19 protein-coding genes and 1 pseudogene are annotated in these 19862 nt (G+C 51.0%); 8 read left to right on the top strand and 12 right to left on the bottom strand.

The window, feature by feature from the left end:
- Window positions 1–16 precede the first annotated feature (16 nt).
- From L2Y54_RS02820 to L2Y54_RS02810, 3 genes are all read right to left on the bottom strand, one after another.
- Complete coding sequence (locus L2Y54_RS02820) at window positions 17–1123, bottom strand: trypsin-like serine peptidase (protein WP_236499706.1); 1107 nt, start codon at window positions 1121–1123, stop codon at window positions 17–19.
- 159 nt (window positions 1124–1282) lie between these two features.
- The gene (locus L2Y54_RS02815) at window positions 1283–2833 is read right to left on the bottom strand and encodes a tetratricopeptide repeat protein (protein WP_236499705.1); all 1551 of its coding nucleotides are present in this window, start codon (window positions 2831–2833) and stop codon (window positions 1283–1285) included.
- Window positions 2834–2993: 160 nt separating this feature from the next.
- Window positions 2994–4211 carry a GGDEF domain-containing protein gene (locus L2Y54_RS02810; protein ID WP_236499704.1) on the bottom strand — a complete coding sequence of 406 codons (1218 nt, stop codon included), beginning with the start codon at window positions 4209–4211 and terminating at the stop codon, window positions 2994–2996.
- A 270-nt stretch (window positions 4212–4481) separates the two neighbouring features.
- On the opposite strand from L2Y54_RS02810, the gene L2Y54_RS02805 reads away from it, so the two are divergent.
- From L2Y54_RS02805 to L2Y54_RS02785, 5 genes are all read left to right on the top strand, one after another.
- Entirely contained in the window at window positions 4482–5957 is a 1476-nt protein-coding gene (locus L2Y54_RS02805; RefSeq protein WP_236499702.1) for an NAD(P)H-hydrate dehydratase, read from the top strand.
- Window positions 5954–6382 carry a tRNA (adenosine(37)-N6)-threonylcarbamoyltransferase complex ATPase subunit type 1 TsaE gene (tsaE, locus tag L2Y54_RS02800; protein ID WP_236499700.1) on the top strand — a complete coding sequence of 143 codons (429 nt, stop codon included), beginning with the start codon at window positions 5954–5956 and terminating at the stop codon, window positions 6380–6382. The genes L2Y54_RS02805 and tsaE overlap by 4 nt, the downstream gene beginning before the upstream one ends.
- A gap of 104 nt (window positions 6383–6486) precedes the next feature.
- Window positions 6487–7716 carry an N-acetylmuramoyl-L-alanine amidase gene (locus tag L2Y54_RS02795; protein ID WP_236499698.1) on the top strand — a complete coding sequence of 410 codons (1230 nt, stop codon included), beginning with the start codon at window positions 6487–6489 and terminating at the stop codon, window positions 7714–7716.
- A gap of 37 nt (window positions 7717–7753) precedes the next feature.
- Window positions 7754–8815: a quinolinate synthase NadA gene (gene nadA / locus L2Y54_RS02790; RefSeq protein WP_236501987.1), complete on the top strand. Its 1062-nt coding sequence runs from the start codon at window positions 7754–7756 to the stop codon at window positions 8813–8815.
- Between the two features lie 106 nt (window positions 8816–8921).
- On the top strand, window positions 8922–9221 hold the full coding sequence (locus L2Y54_RS02785) for a TusE/DsrC/DsvC family sulfur relay protein (RefSeq protein WP_236499697.1): 300 nt from the start codon (window positions 8922–8924) through the stop codon (window positions 9219–9221).
- A 17-nt stretch (window positions 9222–9238) separates the two neighbouring features.
- Here the strand turns inward: L2Y54_RS02785 and L2Y54_RS02780 are convergent, their stop codons facing one another.
- Together L2Y54_RS02780 and L2Y54_RS02775 are read right to left on the bottom strand one after the other, a co-directional pair.
- Window positions 9239–10429: a BaiN/RdsA family NAD(P)/FAD-dependent oxidoreductase gene (locus tag L2Y54_RS02780; RefSeq protein WP_236499696.1), complete on the bottom strand. Its 1191-nt coding sequence runs from the start codon at window positions 10427–10429 to the stop codon at window positions 9239–9241.
- A gap of 83 nt (window positions 10430–10512) precedes the next feature.
- Window positions 10513–10917, bottom strand: a complete 405-nt coding sequence (locus L2Y54_RS02775) for a 3D domain-containing protein (protein ID WP_236499695.1) — start codon at window positions 10915–10917, stop codon at window positions 10513–10515.
- Between the two features lie 374 nt (window positions 10918–11291).
- On the opposite strand from L2Y54_RS02775, the gene L2Y54_RS02770 reads away from it, so the two are divergent.
- Window positions 11292–12809, top strand: coding sequence for a B12-binding domain-containing radical SAM protein (locus tag L2Y54_RS02770; RefSeq protein WP_236499694.1), 1518 nt, complete (start codon window positions 11292–11294; stop codon window positions 12807–12809).
- On the opposite strand, the gene L2Y54_RS02765 is transcribed toward L2Y54_RS02770, so the two are convergent.
- From L2Y54_RS02765 to L2Y54_RS02750, 4 genes are all read right to left on the bottom strand, one after another.
- Window positions 12806–13573, bottom strand: a complete 768-nt coding sequence (locus L2Y54_RS02765; protein WP_236499693.1) for a hypothetical protein — start codon at window positions 13571–13573, stop codon at window positions 12806–12808. The genes L2Y54_RS02770 and L2Y54_RS02765 overlap by 4 nt on opposite strands.
- Window positions 13574–13657: 84 nt before the next feature.
- Complete coding sequence (locus L2Y54_RS02760; protein ID WP_236501986.1) at window positions 13658–14359, bottom strand: HipA domain-containing protein; 702 nt, start codon at window positions 14357–14359, stop codon at window positions 13658–13660.
- On the bottom strand, window positions 14272–14910 hold the full coding sequence (locus L2Y54_RS02755; RefSeq protein ID WP_236499692.1) for a HipA N-terminal domain-containing protein: 639 nt from the start codon (window positions 14908–14910) through the stop codon (window positions 14272–14274). Before L2Y54_RS02755 ends, L2Y54_RS02760 begins: the two co-directional genes overlap by 88 nt.
- A complete protein-coding gene (locus L2Y54_RS02750; protein WP_236499691.1) occupies window positions 14907–15179 on the bottom strand; it encodes a helix-turn-helix domain-containing protein in 273 nt (90 codons plus the stop codon). The genes L2Y54_RS02755 and L2Y54_RS02750 overlap by 4 nt, the downstream gene beginning before the upstream one ends.
- Before the next feature lie 142 nt (window positions 15180–15321).
- Between L2Y54_RS02750 and L2Y54_RS02745 the strand changes: the two genes are divergently transcribed.
- Window positions 15322–15930: an NBR1-Ig-like domain-containing protein gene (locus L2Y54_RS02745; RefSeq protein WP_236499689.1), complete on the top strand. Its 609-nt coding sequence runs from the start codon at window positions 15322–15324 to the stop codon at window positions 15928–15930.
- Window positions 15931–16014: 84 nt separating this feature from the next.
- On the opposite strand, the gene L2Y54_RS02740 is transcribed toward L2Y54_RS02745, so the two are convergent.
- Entirely contained in the window at window positions 16015–16785 is a 771-nt protein-coding gene (locus tag L2Y54_RS02740) for a hypothetical protein (RefSeq protein ID WP_236499687.1), read from the bottom strand.
- 246 nt (window positions 16786–17031) lie between these two features.
- Between L2Y54_RS02740 and L2Y54_RS02735 the strand changes: the two genes are divergently transcribed.
- Window positions 17032–17187 (top strand): helix-turn-helix domain-containing protein, encoded by a 156-nt coding sequence (locus tag L2Y54_RS02735; RefSeq protein ID WP_236499686.1) that lies wholly within the window; start codon window positions 17032–17034, stop codon window positions 17185–17187.
- 140 nt (window positions 17188–17327) lie between these two features.
- On the opposite strand, the pseudogene L2Y54_RS02730 reads toward L2Y54_RS02735, so the two are convergent.
- Window positions 17328–18367 (bottom strand): annotated as a pseudogene (locus L2Y54_RS02730) (IS5 family transposase).
- Window positions 18368–18638: 271 nt separating this feature from the next.
- Entirely contained in the window at window positions 18639–19835 is a 1197-nt protein-coding gene (purT, locus tag L2Y54_RS02725; protein ID WP_236499685.1) for a formate-dependent phosphoribosylglycinamide formyltransferase, read from the bottom strand.
- Window positions 19836–19862: the final 27 nt, after the last annotated feature.

Here is a 19862-nt window from a genome sequence, read left to right as displayed (position 1 = left end):
GGTTAAGTTGCGTGGCTTAAGGAAGCTCTTTGACGGCGGTGATGAGATCGAATACATCCTGAGAAATGCGTGTACCGCCGTTAGCACCGGGTGACAAGAGGCTTTCGCCGTTGGTGTGGATACCCAACGACCATGCCGTCTTATCATGTTGCAACCAAACTGGTGCGCCGCTCATGCCGCCAGTCGTGTCATTATCGTAATAAATTTTTGCAGGGGTTGAGCGCAAAATAATGCCAGTACTGCCCCATTGTTGATTGCCATCCGCTTTATCACCGGGGTAGCCATTGATGGTAATCGCCGTATTGTCAGTTTGTGCAGCTACGAAATAACTGAAATAGCCGGTTGCGTTACCGATGGCGCAATTGAGTTTGATAACCCCAACATCCGCATCACCGTCCGCAGCGGTAATCCAGCCGAGAGAAGAATAGATCTCACGTGGCTGGCAATAACCATAGGGGGCATAGCCATCTGAAAAACCGGGATAAATTCTGAATGCAGTGGTGGTTCCCCATCTGCCCTTGCTGCCCCCGCCGTGTACACAATGCCCTGCTGTTACCAAGGTATCGGGGCTTACTAGCCAGCCAGTGCAATGCGTACTGCCATTATAGGTGATCAGTGCCACGGCACGTTGCGGGTAAGCATAGGGGTTGACGTGAAACCGGCTATCAAAACCAATGATTGATTCACGAATAATACGTGCTGCTGCGGTTGGTGTGGTTGTTTTTATCGCTGCCAGTTCGGCATCCGTCAGCGGCGTCATGTCGGCACCTTGCGCTTCTGGCCTTCCTAATGCACCGCTTGAGCCAACTGAGACGGTTTTGTCTTGGTTTAAACTGCTGGGGTTAACCACTTGACCGCTACTCGCCACCAGACTGAAGCGTTGACTGGTGGTAGGGGTAGTGCTGACAACGGTAGCAGCGATAGGGGGCGCGTTCACACTGGGCGCGGCGGCGGCCGTTGTTGGTGTAGCAGCCGCAGCAGCGATGGCAGGTGTTGTGGTATTGGTATTGTTTTGCGCCGTGGCACTACCACCATTACACCCGGCTAAGTGAGGAGTGATTACTGCAATTAATAGTGTGCTGTATAACCAGTTTCCATAAGGATGAGAATATGTGTCAGTCATAAAAATCCCCGCCGTTCAGCGTATAATAAGCTATGTTGATTTATAGGCTGGTTGCGACAATTAATTAAATCAATTTTTTTAAACAGCGATAAATTAAATTAATCAATATGTGATTAATAATTAATACGTATTCACCGCCATGACCATTAATTTTTGGTATTAACTTGAGGTCATCAGTTTGTTGATTTCTTGCAGTGTTTGCAATACTTTTTTTAATGCTTCATGCGAGAAAATAGACCGATTATCAGAATTTTGGGTATTTGGCTGTTGGGAATTATCACGTAATAATTCCTGAAGCTCTTGTTGGCTACGTACCGTTTGTCCCAGACGAAAGCAACTAACACTGCGGGCTAATTCTCCCCAGTAGCCGAAGTGCTGAATACGCTCAGCTAAAACTAAGGCTTCCTGATAGTTGCCTTGATTGAATGCATGTAAAAAAGGTAGGACGTGGTACCAGTCGGGTTGCGGAAACTGAAGCGCCATGAGGTTACGAATCGCTTGGATGCCTGCCTCATGCTCGCCGGTCATGTACAGCCCGAATCCGTACAAATACTCAATTGACGTGTCGAACGGATTCGTTTGGCGAGCCATTTCCAATTCGGAACGGCACAGTGCATGATCGCCGAGAAAGTAGCGATTGTGCGCAAAAATGGAATGCGCTTCCGCATTGCCGGGGTCAAGCTTCAGGGCAGTACGGGCTGAATGCGTCCAAGTGGTTTCCAGATTCTCAATCAAATGGTATTGCAACACATGATCGTAGCCGCATAGACGCGCCAGAATCACCAACGCTTTGCTGTCATGCGGAAAGTGTTGCAGGCGTTGTTGGCAACTCATGAGGGCTTTGCTAAAACTTTCACGGGTGATGTTGTGCAGGAAAGCCAGATAATGAACCAAAGCTTGATGATGAGCCGCAATGGATGGTGTCATGCTTTGTTGGTATTGCGCCCAGTGGTACAACATTTTGCCGGAATGTACCGCAACCGTATTGGCAGCCACCTGCATCCACAGTTTATCCAAATCCTGTTGGGTGTGGTGGGTTATTAAGCGTAATGTGTCTGCCCATACCAATTCAGCGTTGGGTGCATGGGTGAGAACAAGGAATAATGCGGTTTCTGTGCCGGTAATCTGGAGATCGCAACTCAAGATATAATCAGTATGGTGAGTCTTGGTTGTATCGGGTGTATCACCCGCTACGACGCGAATATTGCGAAAGCGATTTAACATCAGCAATAAATCGTTGCGCACTTTATGGTACAGGGGAGTAGAACCGTTGGTTGCGGCGGTATCGAGTACCCGGCATTGCAGCAATACACGCGGCCCTTCGGTGACGTGCGGGGTTAACGGAATTTCCGGCGGTATTGTGGTGTTTGGCGGACGAGTTCTCAGGGTGAAAGCGGCTTGATACGTTCCCTTTGGGATGGTGATCATGATGTTACCGGGGGTATTCGCATCCGCGTAATGTGCTTTCAGCAATTTACGCAGGCGTCCTGCTTCAATGCGCACCAAGGGGTTGTAGACCGGTGAAAAATCGGGTGGTTTACTTAAAGCGTGGATGGCAATGCTGTGTTGATTGAGGGCATCCCCGCGCCCTGCCAAGGTTTCATGCACAACATAATGTAAAAAACGCTTGATAACTTTTCTGGCGCGAAAGCCGGGGCTGGCAAGCAGGGTGTCAAGCTCAGCAATAATGAGTTTTTTATCAATAGTCATGGAAGCCAGCAATTCCCCGTATTCTTGTGTTTCTTCTAAAAGAGCGAGTGCTACTTTATAGCATCTTTTTCTTTGAGGAAAATGCTATTTCCTGAAACCGAATAAAGTTTTTGTAACAAATTGTAACGGCACGTAGTGGCGTAATGGTTACATCTGACGTTTAAGCCGCATGGGTTGCTGCTGCTTGTGGTACGGGAAGCTTGATGATGCCTTCGCCACAACCTTCTTTGGCAATCTGATTACGTCCGTTACGTTTAGCCCGGTATAGCGCCCTATCTGCTGCATTCAATAGCATTGCGGGGTAAACCACGGAGGCATCGTGTAGGGTTTGCGCATCGTATGCGGTAGTGGGGGTGCAACTGGATACGCCAATACTGATCGTGACAATGCGGGGAATTGCCCCATCGGAATGCGGTATACGTTGATCTTCCACGCTTTTGCGGACCCGTTCCGCTAATGATGCGGCATCTTCTAGGCGTGTATCCGGTAATAGAATCACAAATTCTTCGCCGCCGTGGCGGGCGACAACATCCGATGCACGGCGTGCCACGGCTTTAATGCATTGCGCAATAATTTGCAGGCATTGATCACCGGCCTGATGCCCGTGACGGTCGTTGTAACGTTTGAAATGATCAACGTCAATCATCAACAGCGATAAGGGTTTTGCTTCACGGGTGGCACGACGCCATTCCATCTTAAAAGTAGTGTCGAAAAAACGCCGGTTAGAAATCTGGGTCACGGGGTCGGTGTGCGCCTGTTCCTGTACCTGAATCTGTGCATTGTGCAACTCATTGAGCAAACCGGTAATCGAGCGTGATGCCATCGCCAGTAACATACCCAGTAAGGCAGTTGCCAATGCTAGCGATTGCTGCGCTGTTTCGCCCAGCAATAATAAATTCAACGTAATCGGCAACAGAATTGCGCCGATTTGCAGGTATAACGCCAAGCTGGAAAGCGCCAATACCGGCATGGCGGCAACAATGGCTCCAGCCAGTAACAACACATGTACTGCTTGCATCAATGGGTCGAATGAGAAGAGGATAAAGCCTGACACACCCCATAACGCACTGATGAGCGTTGAGTAAATGAGGTAACGTTGCCCGAACACCTGTAATTCTTCACTGGAATAATGTTGCGAGGGTAAGAACTGTTGTCCAAATAGCCAGCGCATCACATTCATGGCTAAGATGGCGGTGAACCAAACCAGCAGCAAGGCCATATTTTCTGTGCTTTCTACCCAGCGTAGGAGCACAAACAGCGTAGCCGCAAACGCATTCCCCCATAGCCAAGTTGCCCCGTGCCGCGAGAGGAACGTGATCTGCCCCTGAATGATCAGTGGTGACGTGTGCAAGGATGAGCTGATTTTTTTCTTATTCATTGAAATATTTTCTGGGTTGCAACCATTGTGTTAGTGCGCCTTGGCGTGACGCCCCTGTCAATGCCAAGTCAGAATATAGTGCATCTTGTGAGGGATTGCGCTAGTTAGGTTGAATTTATGTTCGTAATAATAGATTTTTTTTATAATAAAAGACAAGCTCAAAAAGTGAGCTTTATTATGTAGGCGCATCACTATCCTGACCAGTGAGTAGCGCAGTACAATGAAAGGGTGTCTGGTAACGCTTGGAGTTAAGTAGTGAGTGCATCGGGGATGATGGCTGTCGAACACCGGGTCTATTCCGCAGCCCAAGTCCGGCAGCTTGATCAAATCGCCATTCAGCACTATGGCATTCCTGCCTACACCCTGATGACCCGTGCGGGGCAAGCTACTTTTGAATGCATCCGCCAGCACTGGTCTGCCAGCCGCTCCGTTGTGGTGTTGTGCGGCAGTGGAAATAATGGCGGGGATGGTTACGTCATCGCCCGTCTGGCGTTGCAAGCTGGTTGGCAGGTGAGGCTGCTGTCATTGGTGGATAGTACCCGTTTGCAAGGCGCTGCTCAGCAAGCCTGTCAGGATTTTCTCGCGGCTGGTGGAAACGTCGAAGCCTTTGCCGATCAGCTCCCATTAGCCGATGTCATGGTCGATGCTCTGCTCGGCACCGGTTTGGATCGTCCGGTCAGCGGTGCTTACGCCAGTGCTATCGCTTTGCTCAACCGGCAACATGCCCCGGTTGTTGCAGTTGATATTCCCTCCGGTTTACAGGCTGATACCGGCCAGCCTTGTGGTGATGCGGTGTTTGCCAGCATGACGGTCACTTACATTGGCTGGAAAGCGGGGTTGTTCACCGGCACTGCCCGCGATTATGGCGGCATATTGCAGTTTGCGCGTCTGGATGTGCCGGATGCGGTATATGCTCACGTTCCCACTGCCATGCATTTACTCGGTCAACACACCCTGCGCGAACACTTGCCACCTCGCCGCCGTTCTGCCCACAAAGGTCATTGCGGACATAGCCTGTTAATTGGTGGCGCACCCGGTATGAGTGGCGCGATTCGGCTGGCGGGGGAAGCGGCTTTACGCGCAGGGAGTGGTTTGGTTTCCATTGCCACCCATCCCGATCATGCTGCGTTTCTCAATCTGCATCGCCCGGAACTCATGGTGCACGCAGTCGATTCCCCCGCTGGGTTACGCTCGTTGTTGGCGCGTATGGATGCTATCGGTATTGGTCCCGGTTTGGCGCAAAGCGCATGGTCACGCCAATTGCTTACTCTCATCCAACAGGCTACGCCGCCCAAAGTGTTGGATGCCGATGCGCTTAACCTGCTCGCGCAAACCCGCAGCCAGCGCGATGATTGGATTCTGACCCCACACCCCGGTGAAGCGGCGCGTTTACTTGCCAGCGACACGCCCAGTGTCGAATACGACCGTATTGCCGCTGCCCGCCGCTTGCAGCACGAATACGGTGGCGTTATCGTACTCAAAGGCGCTGGCACACTCATCGCCAGCACGCAAGGTATTGCCATTTGCCCCGCAGGCAACCCCGGCATGGCCTCCGGTGGCATGGGTGATGCGCTGACGGGTATTATTACGGCGTTGCTGGCACAAGGTTTGGGTTTGGTCGCAGCCGCCGAAACGGGTGTCTGGCTACACGCGCACGCTGCCGATCTTGCCGCCGTTGACGGTGGTGAGCGCGGTTTGCTGGCAAGCGACCTCATTGCACATTTACGGGAAGCACTTAATACATGAACAATTGGCAACGGGTAGACGACGAAGCCGCGATGCTCGCACTGGGCGCAAACGTGGCACAGCAATTTCCTAACGGTGGCTTGATTACCCTGCACGGTGATTTGGGAGCTGGCAAAACCACACTGGTACGCGGCTTGTTACGTGCATTAGGGCATACCGGCAATGTCAAAAGCCCCACTTATACTCTAGTCGAACCCTATCATCTGGCGGGGCGCGACATTTTCCACTTCGATCTGTACCGTTTAGCTGAACCAGAGGAGTTGGAATACATGGGCATCCGCGATTATTTGCGCCCGGATGCACTCTGTCTCGTCGAATGGCCTGAAAAAGCGGCTGGGGTCTTGCCGGAAGCAGATTTGCGCGTCCACCTCCGCTACTGCGGTGAGGCGCGTGAAATTTTTTTGGAAGAGTTTAGTCGTTTATAATCATGATATTGGCACGTATTGGTAAAAATTCACTTGAAAAGTGAGCCACTCTGTATTAATACTTATAACTAAGATACGTTTTTCCACCCATTGCGAACCGATCAATGAATAGCAAAAAATTGAGCCGCAGAAGTTTTATTCTGAAATTAGGTGCACTCGCCGGGGCAGTCGCCAGCGGATTCAATAGCGTACAAGCATTGGCTGCTGAAGCCGTCGCTGGGCACTTAACCGGAGCAAACCTGAGCGGGACAGCCGATAAATTGAATTTCCTGCTGCAATTAGATGCACCGATTGCCTACAAGGTTTTCACCCTAGACAAGCCGGATCGCGTGGTCATTGACTTAAAAAATACTACGATGCAAGGCAAGCTGAAGCAGGGTGCGCATGACCGCAAGCCGATTACCGGTATTCGTTACTCTGATCGTGAGGATGGCAGTTTGCGGGTGGTGTTAGACGTGGCGGAACAAGTCGCGGTCAAGTCCTCATTAACCGCAGAAGGCAACAGCCATGTGCTGACCGTCAGCCTCAACCCCACTGGTAAAGGCAGTAGCGGCAGCGGTAAGTCGAAACCCCCTAAAAAGTCTGCGGAAGAATCGAAGCAACTGGAGAAACCGGCGACAACCGAACCATCCAAAGGTAAGTTTATTGTGGTGATCGACCCCGGTCATGGTGGTAAAGACCCCGGTGCAGTTGGCGCTAACGGGACGTTGGAAAAAGACGTGGTGTTGCAAGTTGCCCGCAAACTCAAAGCACGGATTGACCGCGAAAAGGGCATGAAGGCGATTCTCACCCGTGACGGTGATAAATTCATCCCACTGCGCGAACGCATGGATATTGCGCACAAATACAAAGCGGATTTATTTATTTCGGTACACGCAGATGCGAACCCCAGCACACGGGTAAGCGGCTCTTCGGTTTATATTCTGTCTGAAAATGGTGCATCCAGTGAGGCAGCGCGTTTACTGGCAGAAAGCGAAAACTCTTACGAATTAAAATTCGGCGTGCGTCATACCAGCGACAAAATTGCCTCCGTGCTGCTCGATTTGAGTCAAAATGCCATGATGGATCGCAGCCTCAGTTTGGCAAAAGGGGTATTGAACGAACTCGCCAAGGTGAATAACCCTTTGCGCCGCCGTGTTGAAAGCGCCCGCTTTGTGGTGTTACGCTCACCGGATATTCCGTCGATGTTGGTCGAAACCGCTTTTATCAGCAATCCGGCGGAAGAAAAGCGCCTGCGTACTGCTGAATACCAACAGAAGCTGGCTAGTGCAATGTTCCAAGGGGTCAAGCGCTACCAGGTTGCGTATGCGGATAACGGGCGAGCCAATACCTGAGCATTCTGGCAGTTGCCTGCCAGTGGATAAGCGTAAAATGACCAATAAAGCCATTACCATTCCCGTTATCAAGGTGCCGCTCACCGCACACATTGAGGCGCTGAATCCGCGCTATAGCCCTGAGCAAAAAGTGCGGGTTAAGGAGCAAATCAAACAAAAACTCAAGGAGCAAGACGCGGTATTGGTGGCGCATTACTACGTCGAACGTGACTTGCAAGAATTGGCTGAAGAAACCGGCGGTTACGTCTCCGACTCATTGGACATGGCACGCTTTGGCAATGAACACCCAGCAAAAACCCTGATCGTGGCAGGGGTGCGTTTCATGGGCGAAACCGCCAAAATTCTCAATCCAGAAAAGCGCGTGTTGATGCCAACGCTGGAAGCCGAATGTTCCTTGGATTTGGAATGCCCTGCCGACCAGTTTATCGCGTTTTGTGACGAACACCCTGACCGTACCGTGGTAGTTTATTCCAACACCAGTGCAGAGGTGAAAGCACGTGCTGATTACGTGGTCACGTCGAGTATTGCGGTCGATTTGGTCACATGGCTGGATGAGCAGGGTAAGAAAATTCTCTGGGCACCCGACAAGCATTTGGGGCGTTATATTCAGCGCTTGACCGGGGCGGATATGTTGTTGTGGCAAGCCGCTTGTGTGGTGCATGACGAATTCAAGTTTCGGGCGCTGGGGGAGATGCTTGATAAGTATCCCGACGCGGGTGTGCTGGTACACCCCGAATCACCGGAAGAAATTATTCGTTTGGCGGATGCGGTCGGTTCCACCTCGCAATTGATTAAAGCCGCGCAAACCTTGCCGCATAAGCGTTTTATTGTGGCAACCGACAGCGGGATTTTCTACAAGATGCAGCAGGCAGCACCCGATAAGGAATTCATTGCTGCCCCCACTATGGGTGAGGGAGCAACTTGCAAAAGCTGCGCCCATTGCCCGTGGATGGCGATGAATGGCTTACACAATCTGTTGACTGTCTTGGAGACCGGGGGCAATGAGATTTTTGTCGAAGAGAGCGTGCGGGTGAAAGCCTTGCGCTCAACCCAGCGGATGTTGGATTTTGCCAAAATGCGCCGCGATTCAGGTAATTAGTGCAACACCCTAATTGCTTATAGCCAGTGTGAGTATTGACAGACACTGCCCCTTTATCAGTAAAATACCCTACTAAATTACTAGGCAATTTGAGGAGACCTAAACAATGAACGTAGAAATCCCAGCACGCGATGGCGATGGTTATTTGCTGAGCATGGATGCTTGGACCCCTGAAATCGGTAAGGCGATGGCAGAAGCTGATGGTGTCGAGCTGACCGATGAGAAATGGGAACAGATCCTGAAAGCGCGTGAGTATTACGAAGATCAAGCTGTTGTACCACCGATCCGCAAGTTTTCTAAGTTCGTCAATATGGATCAAAAAGTCCTGTTTGCGCAATGGAAAACCGGCCCAATGAAGCCGATTACCAAATACGGCGGTTTACCGAAGCCTACCGGCTGCGTGTAATGTTTGGGCGTGCGGGGTTAGGCATATTGCCCCGCACACCAACCCGAAGCCCACGCCCACTGAAAGTTATACCCGCCTAGCCAGCCGGTGACATCCACGGTTTCACCGATGAAATACAGCCCCGGCACTTTGCGGGCTTCCAGCGTTTTAGACGATAATTCGCGGGTATCTACCCCACCCAAACTCACTTCAGCAGTACGCATTCCTTCTGTTCCTGCGGGCGTTAATTCCCATGCATGTAATTGCGTGGCAATCGACTGGAGCAATTTGTCACCGTATTGCCCCAAGGGACGGTTAGGAAACAGGGTTTCGCATAAACGTTGCGCTAATCTGTTGGGTAACACTTCGGCTAATACGGTTTTCAGTTCTGCTTTCGGGCGTTGCTTTTGTAAGGTTTGCAGCCAAGCGTAAGCATCCTGCCCCGGCAGCAAATCAATCTGTACTGCTGCGCCCTTTTGCCAATACGATGAAATCTGCAACATTGCAGGGCCACTCAAACCCCGATGGGTAAACAACATCTGTTCGCGGAAATAACCTTCCCCGCAACTGACTGCTACAGGTGTGCTAACGCCTGCCAAACCCGCGAATAAACCATCCAACAGAGTTTGGTCAACGGTGAATGGCACGAGTGCAGGGGAAAATGGGATATTTTTCAAACCAAACTGCTTGGCGATGTGGATGCCGAAATCCGTCGCACCCATGCGGGGAATTGACGGTCCGCCGGTAGCAATTACCAATGAGGTGGATTGCACGACGCCGTGCGTCGTTTGCAGGTGGAAGTGTGCTGCTTCCCGATGCGTATGGGTTACTTCGGTATTCAGGCGTAAGGTGACACCCGCTTCTTGGCATTCTGTCCACAACATATCCACAATCGCAGGGGCTTTTTGGTCACAAAACAGTTGCCCTAAGGTTTTTTCATGCCAGCTTAAGTGGTATTGGCGCATCAAATCGAGGAAGTCGTGTGGGGTGTATCGTGCTAGTGCCGACTTGCAAAAGTGGGGATTCTGCGACAAATAAGCGCCGGGGTTGACGTGCAGATTGGTAAAATTACAACGCCCGCCGCCGGAAATGAGGATTTTTTTGCCAATCTTGTCGGCTTTGTCGAGCAATAGCACGCGCCGCCCACGTTTTCCGGCTGTTGCTGCACACATTAACCCCGCTGCACCAGCACCGAGGATCACGACATCATAAGTTTCTGGAGTTTGCATGGGCGCATAATAAGCGTTTGTTTGCTAAGAAAAAAGCCCGCGATAGGTGCGGGCTTTGAGAAATCCTTCGATCGGGAGGTTTATTACCAGTGAATACTCACTTTGCGTTTTCCCCAACGTTTTGCTTCGCGCACATCTTTCCCCATGTAAATGTCGATTTTTTTGCGCCAGCGTGAGTTCATTTTGTCTAAAACGATGTATTCGCCATCGAGGTATTCACCATCGTGGCTCTTGATTTTTACCCTGTCACCGTAGCTAAGACCATGCTTTTTCAATAGATCTCTGGAAATAGCGATGGCTTTCATGCCAGGTATTAGGCGGTCGCCCCATGCGGCGATGTCTGGAGTACTGTCAGTTTGTGCAGGAACTGAGTTATAAGCGGTAGCGGTTACATGAAGGCTGTTCGGCCGTTTCTGCCCAGCCGAGGCGGTTCCAACCACGCTAATGGTTAGAAAAACCACTGTCAGGAGACGTTTTACAGTAAACATAAATTAACCTAAGGTTTTAATTTAAAAAGAAATTTCAGTAAAGTTGATCGAAAGATTAAAGAATAGATTAGCATATCAATATATTCTAATGAAGAATGTTTTGTTGGACGACTGACAAACGGTATGTTTTGCAGGGACAAATGATTGGCGACACTAATCAACTTCACTGTATCCATATAACAACATGGTATAAGGCAGTAGAGTGTATATTAGAGACAGTGTGTTGTCATTTTTTCCTTGTAAAAAGTTGGTTGGTTAATTAAATTTATCAATAATTATCATTTATGCAGCATGTTAAACAAAGGCTTGAAAAATATTGTTATATTTATCGTTAATTGATTAGGTGTTTAAATAGGTTAAATGAGATTTTTCTTATGGTTGATGATATTATTATTGGCACATTGAATGCCCGCTACACCCATGCCTCATTGGGTTTGCGCTACTTATTAGCCAATCAGGGGGAGTGGCAGGCGCAAACAAAAATCATGGAATTTACGATCGCTATGCGCCCCTTGGATATTGCTGAGCAATTATTGATCTGTCAGCCGCGTATCATTGGTCTGGGAGTGTATATCTGGAATATCACCGAAACCACCGCTTTAGTGGCGGTACTCAAAGCACTCGCCCCTGAGGTGGTGATTGTGTTGGGTGGCCCGGAAGTCAGTTATGAAACCGCGCAACAGGCGATTGTGCAGCAGGCGGATTACGTGATTACTGGGGCGGGTGAGGTGAGTTTCCGGCAGTTGTGTGGGCAGTTGTTGAATGGGCAAAAGCCCTTGAACAAAATTATTGCCGGTGAGCAAGTGCCATTGTCACAGTTGGCGCTACCGTACACGCAATACACGGAAGATGATTTGGCGACGCGCTCGATTTACGTGGAAGCGTCACGCGGGTGTCCGTTCAAATGTGAGTTTTGCCTGTCTGCCTTGGATAAAACCGCCTTGCCGTTTGCTTTGCAGGGCTTTTTGGCGGAAATGGATCGGCTGTGGCAGCGGGGCTTGCGTCAGTTTCGTTTTGTGGATCGTACCTTCAATTTGAAAATTGCCACGACGGTAGCTATTTTGGACTTTTTTTTGGAACGTTTGGACGCGGAAACGTTTTTGCATTTTGAGCTGATTCCCGATCATTTGCCGGATGCGCTTAAAGAACGGATTACCCGTTTCCCGCCGGGTTCTTTGCAGTTTGAGATTGGCATCCAAACCTTTAACCCGGAAGTGCAGGCGCTGATTAGCCGTAAGCAAGATAATGCGAAGTCCGCAGAGAATATCCGTTGGTTGCGGGAACATTCCACCGCGCATTTGCACACCGATCTGATTTTTGGATTACCGGGGGAGGATTTGCCGAGTTTTGGGGCGGGTTTTGACCGTTTGATGGCATTGAATCCGCATGAAATTCAAGTAGGCATCCTCAAACGTTTACGCGGTACGCCGATTATTCGCCACACCGAGGCATTTGGAATGGTGTATAACCCGCAACCGCCGTACAACATTTTGCGCACCGATCGGGTGGATTTCGACACCATGCAGCAGATGAATCGCTTTGCCCGCTATTGGGACATGATCGCCAATTCCGGGCGGTTTGCACATACCTTGCCGTTGTTGCTGGGGGATGCGCCGTTTGCGCGTTTCTGGGCGTTGTCGGGATGGATTTATGCGCAAGTGCAACAAACCCATCAAATTGCCTTGCCGCGTTTATTCGTGTTGGTGCATGGCGGCGGGCAGGCGCTATTGGGCATTGAGCAAAGCGTGCTGGAAGACGCTTTGCTGCAAGATTATGCGGTCACGGGGCAAAAAGGGCAGATTCCGTTTTTGAGCGAGGTTCGTAAGAATCGAACAATGCCGAATGCTACGGGTAAAAGCGGCAATCAGCGCCAATTACGGTTTTTGACTTAAGATTTGCTACACACTTCTTTGGCAAATGTGGGGTAATCGACGATTTTGGCGCTTTCGCAGGCAATCTTGCAACGTCGTGCGAAGGATTCGCTGACAAAACCGGGGTGTTCACTCACCGCAGCCACGCCGCGTGTCAAGTGACCGGGAAAGCTGGCTTGTGGGTCGCGGCAAGTGGCATCGGTTTCCTGGTATTCTTTGCACGCGCCTAAGGCTTCTTCGTATAACCAACGGCAGTTTTCTTCACCCACAAAGCTTTTGGGTACGGTTTCCAGCTCAATACCTAATTGGCGGCCTTGCAGTACTGCGTTTTTGTGTTTGCCCGCTTGGAAGCCCAGATCCAGTAATAGGCGCTCGCCGTCGACATTGAGGGTGAGGTCTTCTGGCATGGCATTGAAATCGGAATGGGTCACCACCGTCGGTTCAGCATCGTTATCCAGTAGCAGGAAGTGAAACTGGTCTTGCGGGCAAGCCGTACCGCCGCAGTTGGTGCCGAAAAGCACCACGTCACGGGCATTTTGTTTGATGTAGTGGTGCAGTGACAGGTAAAAACCTTCTTGTTGGAAAACTTGTTTGTCATCCAGCAGCAATGAATCGGGGGGAAGTCCGGGCTTGCTGTGGGCAATTTGTAGTTTGCCAAAGCGGGTGTCGAGGGTTTCGTCTTCCGGCGCTAATGCTTGGATATAGGTTTCCAAGACGGTCACGTTGGGGGATGCCGATGCCGCTGGATTTTCGGGGGATTTTTCGCAGCCCGTTAATATTAACAATAAGCCACAACAACTTACCCAACTTAGATGTGCTAAATACTTCAGCATAATAATCGCTAATCCGGTGAGGTTTAGGCACGAATACTAATGGATACCCATCAATTCAGCAATTCCTTGTTTCCAAACGGTTTGCATCCGTTCACCAATCGCCGTGAAAGCGGGGTGTTGGTGTTGATAGGCTTGTAAGTCGGGTAAGGTGCTTTCCAGTCCGTGGGCAACCCATTCCAGCAGGTGTTTGGCGCGACGCTCGTTGATATTGCAAAACTGGCGGGCAAAAGCTAACAGCGCTTTGCGTTCCGGGAAGGCTTTGCTGCCACCAAATAACAGCGCCAAGGTGTCATTGGGAATGTAAGGTGTAGTGGAGACAATATCAAAGGCGGGCGCAAAGCGGATGTCGCCCTCAGGGTCATCGTAAAGTACCCCGAAGTTTTTCAGGTGTGCATCGCCATTGCGTACCGCACAAGTCAGCGCCAATGAGAGGAAAAATTGTTCCAGTGCTTCGTGTATCCGCGAGGGGGATACAAATTGGCGGATGCGTTGCGCAATATCCTGATAACTGCCGACGTATTTGTCATCGGTGGCTAAGCCGTTGAGCACGCAAAAGTCTTCAAAACCGAGGTAGCCACCGTGCTTATCCAGATCGAAACGTTTGACGATGAGTAGCCGACCTTGTGCGGCGAGTTCCACGTCTGGGGTTTCTAGCCCGGCTTTGCGAGCGGCTTGCATACAAAAGTATTCGTTGGCGGCGAGTTGCGGGAAGCGTTCGGGGTTCCAGCCTTTGACGATGTGGTGGCATCGCGGTAACTGAATTGCTCCAGTTGTGCCGCGCTGGCGACGGTATCGGCATCGCGCACCAAGACTTTGGGTTGTACGCCGGAAATGCCCGAATAGCGGGCGTAACGTTGCAACAAATCCGCAAACAAATCTTCCGTGCCGGAATAGGTACGCAATTCTTGCATGTCTTGCAAGGGCATCGCGTCAGGCAGGGTTCCTGTGGGGGTAATGCGGATGCGCCCGATTTGTGAATGCCCGACAATTCCTAATAAGGCGAGATCGTCAAAATTCTGCACGGTTTTCTGGAAACGGTTACGTAATAGTTCGCGTAACTCGCCTTCGGGCAGGTTCATCTGAAAAATCGGGTGTACGCCTTGCTGATAGCCGTATTGATCCGGCATTACTGGCATGGTGAGTGAAACGGCTTTGGTGGGTGGAGTATCCGGTAAGTACGCAAACACATACGTCAACGCCCTTAATGCACTCCGCCCTAGCGTGCCGCTGCATTGGTTTTGCACGTAAATATCGAGGCTGCCTGATTCCGTCAGTGGGGTGTTGCTCATGGGGTGCGACCTGTTTTGCGTTGGGTAACTTCATCCACCAGCGTGTGCAAGGTGGGGCGGCGCGGCGCGACGGGTTGCGCGAGTAATTCCAAGCCCAACACGGAACAGAGGGCGAGTATTTTGCGGATACCGACTTCAGGAATCGTCCCATTCTCAATTCCAGAGAGTGTGGCACGGCTCATGCCGACTTTTGCGCTCAAATCGGCTTGGGTAAAACGGCGTTGTTTGCGGGCATTGCGCAGAGTTTGCCCCAGTAATAGCATATCCATGCATAGTATATAGTGCAAAACGATAATTTTAACACATTATGTATAGTATGTAATGCATAACTAAAATTTTGTGCACTCTATCGCCTTGATTTCCTTTCTGTTAAATTGACACACGTCAGTTGATCATTGAGGGATAATAAACATGTCTGCATTAGATTTAGCAGAATACTTGCGGTTGCGTCTGCGTGCCATGCAAATGACGACCACGGAAGCTGCGAAACGTTCGGGAATTTCACGTCAAACATGGCATAAGTTGTTACGTGCGGAAATTGGTGAAGCACGGCTATCCACCCTGACTCAGGTGGCGGATACGCTGGAAACTCACCCATTAAGCATGTTACGTATCTTTTTTGATGGGCGCGAGGTAACACTAGCCGGGCGTCGGGGTGGCAGTACCACTTTCGTGTTGGGTTTTGTGGCGGATGTGAGTTTCCCCGATAATAGTCAGGTTCGGGTCGGAGAGGAGTTTGAGAAAATCTGGGAGGTCACCAATTTAGGCAAAGACGCTTGGGTTGGTTGGCGCTTGCAATGCATGAGCACAGAGGGCAGTACCTCGCTGGCATCAGTAAGTGAGAGCGTGCCGATTCCCGATACTAAACCAGGTGAGCATGTGCGTTTGGCAGTACGTTTGCGTGCACCGAATACGCCTTGCAACGCGGCGATTTCGCATTGGAAATGTGTGAATGCGGCGGGCGAAGTAGCAATTCCTTCTCATGCCGGGTTGTATTGCATGGTTAAAGTAATACCGTGAGATTGATAGCCCAGTAATGGCAGTTTGTCTGCCAAGGTAGAGACGCAAGATTTTGCGTCTCTACACAATGTTGGGTTGGGCTTGCTACAAGCGTAAAAGTCCAGCTAGATAGAGCAATCTATCCCGGTTAATCCCGCCTAATTTATTGCGCAGCGTATCCAGCACTTTGCAGGCATAGCGATACGAAATCCCCGTATGATCCTGAATATTTTTGAAGGGTTTGCCCGTTGCCGCATAGCGTAAAATAGCGATTTCGGTGTCATTCAAGCTCGGCAAAAAAGGAGACGTAAACCGCATACAGGTTTGCGGATCAGATAACACCAAGCTGTGAAATATTTGCGTCATCTGCAATAACAGTTCTGAGCGTTCGTGCATCAAATGGTTAAAGATAGCAGGGTGTTCGCGGCTAATAATATTGATCGTAGAAATGCCCGTCACTCCCGCTGCGGGAATGCTGAGGGCATTCACACACCCGTATAACTGAGTAGCCAGCTTGTCAAAGTGATTTTCGTCAGGTTTCAAGCCGATGGTGTCAGCGTATTCGCCATAATTGGTCAGCGAAAAGTCATTGTTTTTGATCTTTTTGACGCTAATATCACAGCGGTCTAACTCCTCTGTGACGTAATGATATAGAAAATCAACAGGATAGTCATTGGTGTGCGTGAATTCTGGTGGCGTAGGAAATAGCTTACCTTCGCGTTCTATGCTCAATAGTGGCAAGTAGGTATAAACAACTCGCCCCTCAAATCCCAATGTTTCGATAAAGTTAACGTAGAGTGCGAAGCGTGCTTGAAACGACGGGTTAGCGAACAATGCGTTAACAAAATCACCGAGTAAATATTGAGGCTTGTACATAAATCCAGACTTCCCAATCGGATGGGTTTTAGACGTTGTTTCTACTAGTTTAACGTTACTCGACGGTCATGCTCAACCTTCATCCAGCATTGGTTTGTGTAAGCTGATATTTTGTCTGATGCAATGTTGTCAAATAAGCGTTTAAGTTTTGTCAAGGGTGGAAATTTCTACCTTGTTGCCCTACGCCCAAACAGTGAAACTCAATGCCATTATTGGGTGTTATCGAGGGAATAGGGGATGTCATCAATGGATTTAGCCAACTACGTGCAACGCCGGATGCAGGTGATGGATCTTAGCCTCAAAGAGGCGGCAGAGCGCTCAGGCATTTCTCGGCAAACCTGGCACAAGCTGATGCGGGCAGAGATTCAGGAAGCGAAAGTGTCGACCTTAGGGAACCTCTAAAAACCCGGCGTATTGCAACGGTTAGCGTTGGCCTATCGGCATTTTGTTAAAAAAACACCAACCCATCTCAATTTTTAGCACACCAAGCCACAATCAGGTTGTTTTTCCGCATTTTTGCTGTTTTTTCGGGAATTTCTCCATCAAATGGGCACAACTCCGCCCTCTCTGAGCGAACAGAGCCGACGCAGGTTATACACGGTTGCTTTGATGCTGAGGCCGAATACTGCCCGTGCCAACCCAATGCTGCGGATGGCTTTGCCACCCATCGCACAGATTGACCCAAACACATGCTCAACCCGTGCGCGGGGTCTGGCGATGCGGGTGTTGCGGCGTTTCTGGCAGTCGGATTGCGGCTTGCCTTTCTTGGCTTTGTGCTGGATGTGTAACCGCCAGCTACCTTGGTTGAGGCGTTGTTCACGGGATTGGTCTTCATAACCTTTGTCCGCCCATACGTCACGGCTGGTGTTGGCTCGGTCAAGCACCGCTTCAAAATGGTTGGTGTCATGCTCTTTGGCGGTGCTGATGTGGCGTTTGCGGATGAGTTTGTATTTCCGATCGGCACTGATACTGAGTTTGTAGCCGTGGTAGCTTTTGCCGTGTTTTTTCGTCCAGCTTGCTTCCGTATCCTTTTGGCGACGTTGGGCAGGTGTCCAGCCAGCGGGTGTTGCCGCTTGTTCCAACAGCGCTTTTCTTCTTTGTGGAAATGTTGTTTAGGGGCTTCCACCAGCGTGGCATCGACGATTTGACCACCACGGGCAATAAAACCGTGTTGTTGTAATTGCCGTTGGACGGCATCAAACAGGGCATCCGCACCACCTGCCGCACTGATCCGTTCACGGAATACCCACAAGGTATTGGCATCCGGGATCGTGCTGGAATGACGCAGGCCACAAAACCGTTGGAACGACAGCCGGTCAAGCAATTGGTATTCCAATGCCTCGTCCGACAGGTTGTACAGGTGTTGCAACACCAAGACCCGTACCATCAGTTCCGTTGGGTAGGGTGGACGGCCTCCTCGCTTGTCACTTGGGCGTGGGGCGATGTGGTCGATTTCTGCTGCCAAGGCGACAAAGTTGACGTGCTGGTTCAGCGTGGACAGCAGGTCGCCCTTGCGGTCGAGTTTCTGTTCACGCTCTTCGGCGGCAAACAGACTGGTTTTGATGGCACTTTTCTTGGGCATGGCTAGTAACGGGGCGGTGGCTCAGATGAGCATTTTCTCACATTTGTGTGGGTATCAGTGGGTTTTTAGAGGTTCCCCTTAATCAAAGTCGCGGCGACGTTACGGATTTCGGTTCCTGATTTGTTGGAGGTGTATTTCCAGTCGAATGGGGCATCGAATCATCAGTGGAAGCAGTATTCGGCGGGGGGCGCGACAGTTTGAAACAGGTGGCGGCAATGTGTCCACGTCAATTTGCCACTCATTGCGTGGCAAATTGGCTATATGAGTGTGTTTAACCCAGCACTGGCTTCACACGCCCTGCCGCTTCCGCCGCTCGCGCCCGCGCTTCATCGGTATCCTTGCCCCGCGCTAACGCCACACCCATGCGCCGCCGCTCGAACGCCACCGGCTTGCCGAACAAGCGCACGTCGCTTTCTGGCACTTGCAGCGCGTGTTCCACGCCTTCAAACGCAATGCCTTCCGCTTCCATCCCGCCGTAAATCACCGCGCTTGCGCCCGTGGAATGCAACGCAGTATTCACCGGCAAACCGAGGATGGCGCGGGCGTGTAGCTCGAATTCGTTCTGGAATTGCGTTGCCATTGTCACCATGCCGGTATCGTGCGGACGCGGGCTGACTTCGGAGAAATACACCTCATCGCCGCGCACGAATAATTCCACCCCAAACAAGCCGCGCCCGCCCAAGTTATCCGTAATTTTCGCGGCAATGTCTTGCGCTTTGGCAAGGGCGCTGGCGCTCATGGCTTGCGGCTGCCAGCTTTCGACGTAATCACCTTTGACTTGGCGATGCCCAATCGGGTCACAGAAATGCGTGGCAATTGCGCCGTTTTCCCCCACCGCACGCACGGTGAGCAAGGTGATTTCGTAATCAAAATGGATGCATTCTTCCACAATCACCCGCCCGTGATTCACCCGCCCCGCCGACAATGCGTATTCCCACGCGGCTTCCACCTCATCCGCGCTTTTTAGCATCGACTGGCCTTTGCCGGAGGATGACATCACCGGCTTGACGAAACAGGGGTAGCCCACGTCATCGGCGGCGGCTTGCATCTCTGCCAAACTGGAGGCGAAGTGGTAGCGCGAAGTTGGCAAGCCTAAGGTTTCCGCTGCCAACCGGCGGATGCCTTCGCGGTTCATGGTCAGTTGCGTGGCGCGAGCGGTGGGGATGACGGTCGCTAAGCCATCCGCTTCGATAGCCGCGAGTTCATCAGTGGCAATTGCTTCGATTTCCGGCACGATAAAATGCGGCTGTTCGGCTGCCACCAAGGCGCGTAAGGCTTGCGGGTCGGCCATATTGATGGCGTGTGCGCGGTGTGCAACGTGATGCCCCGGTGCATCGGCGTAACGGTCGACCGCGATTACTTCCACGCCTAAGCGTTGCAGGGCAATGATGACTTCTTTGCCGAGTTCGCCGCTGCCGAGCAGCATGACGCGGGTGGCTGAGGGGGAAAGCGGGGTTCCGATGCGCATGAATGGCCTCCGAGCGGGCAACAAGTG

This window comes from Thiothrix winogradskyi (assembly GCF_021650935.1).
Classification (GTDB): Bacteria; Pseudomonadota; Gammaproteobacteria; order Thiotrichales; family Thiotrichaceae; genus Thiothrix; species Thiothrix winogradskyi.
This window is presented reverse-complemented; position numbering and strand designations above follow the sequence as displayed.

Coding starts and splice junctions, on each gene's coding strand:
- L2Y54_RS02820 (WP_236499706.1), bottom strand. CDS start 1,123: ATGACTGACACATATTCTCATCCTTATGGAAACTGGTTATACAGCACA.
- L2Y54_RS02815 (WP_236499705.1), bottom strand. CDS start 2,833: ATGACTATTGATAAAAAACTCATTATTGCTGAGCTTGACACCCTGCTT.
- L2Y54_RS02810 (WP_236499704.1), bottom strand. CDS start 4,211: ATGAATAAGAAAAAAATCAGCTCATCCTTGCACACGTCACCACTGATC.
- L2Y54_RS02805 (WP_236499702.1), top strand. CDS start 4,482: ATGATGGCTGTCGAACACCGGGTCTATTCCGCAGCCCAAGTCCGGCAG.
- tsaE (WP_236499700.1), top strand. CDS start 5,954: ATGAACAATTGGCAACGGGTAGACGACGAAGCCGCGATGCTCGCACTG.
- L2Y54_RS02795 (WP_236499698.1), top strand. CDS start 6,487: ATGAATAGCAAAAAATTGAGCCGCAGAAGTTTTATTCTGAAATTAGGT.
- nadA (WP_236501987.1), top strand. CDS start 7,754: ATGACCAATAAAGCCATTACCATTCCCGTTATCAAGGTGCCGCTCACC.
- L2Y54_RS02785 (WP_236499697.1), top strand. CDS start 8,922: ATGAACGTAGAAATCCCAGCACGCGATGGCGATGGTTATTTGCTGAGC.
- L2Y54_RS02780 (WP_236499696.1), bottom strand. CDS start 10,429: ATGCAAACTCCAGAAACTTATGATGTCGTGATCCTCGGTGCTGGTGCA.
- L2Y54_RS02775 (WP_236499695.1), bottom strand. CDS start 10,917: ATGTTTACTGTAAAACGTCTCCTGACAGTGGTTTTTCTAACCATTAGC.
- L2Y54_RS02770 (WP_236499694.1), top strand. CDS start 11,292: ATGGTTGATGATATTATTATTGGCACATTGAATGCCCGCTACACCCAT.
- L2Y54_RS02755 (WP_236499692.1), bottom strand. CDS start 14,910: ATGAGCAACACCCCACTGACGGAATCAGGCAGCCTCGATATTTACGTG.
- L2Y54_RS02750 (WP_236499691.1), bottom strand. CDS start 15,179: ATGGATATGCTATTACTGGGGCAAACTCTGCGCAATGCCCGCAAACAA.
- L2Y54_RS02745 (WP_236499689.1), top strand. CDS start 15,322: ATGTCTGCATTAGATTTAGCAGAATACTTGCGGTTGCGTCTGCGTGCC.
- L2Y54_RS02740 (WP_236499687.1), bottom strand. CDS start 16,785: ATGTACAAGCCTCAATATTTACTCGGTGATTTTGTTAACGCATTGTTC.
- L2Y54_RS02735 (WP_236499686.1), top strand. CDS start 17,032: ATGGATTTAGCCAACTACGTGCAACGCCGGATGCAGGTGATGGATCTT.
- purT (WP_236499685.1), bottom strand. CDS start 19,835: ATGCGCATCGGAACCCCGCTTTCCCCCTCAGCCACCCGCGTCATGCTG.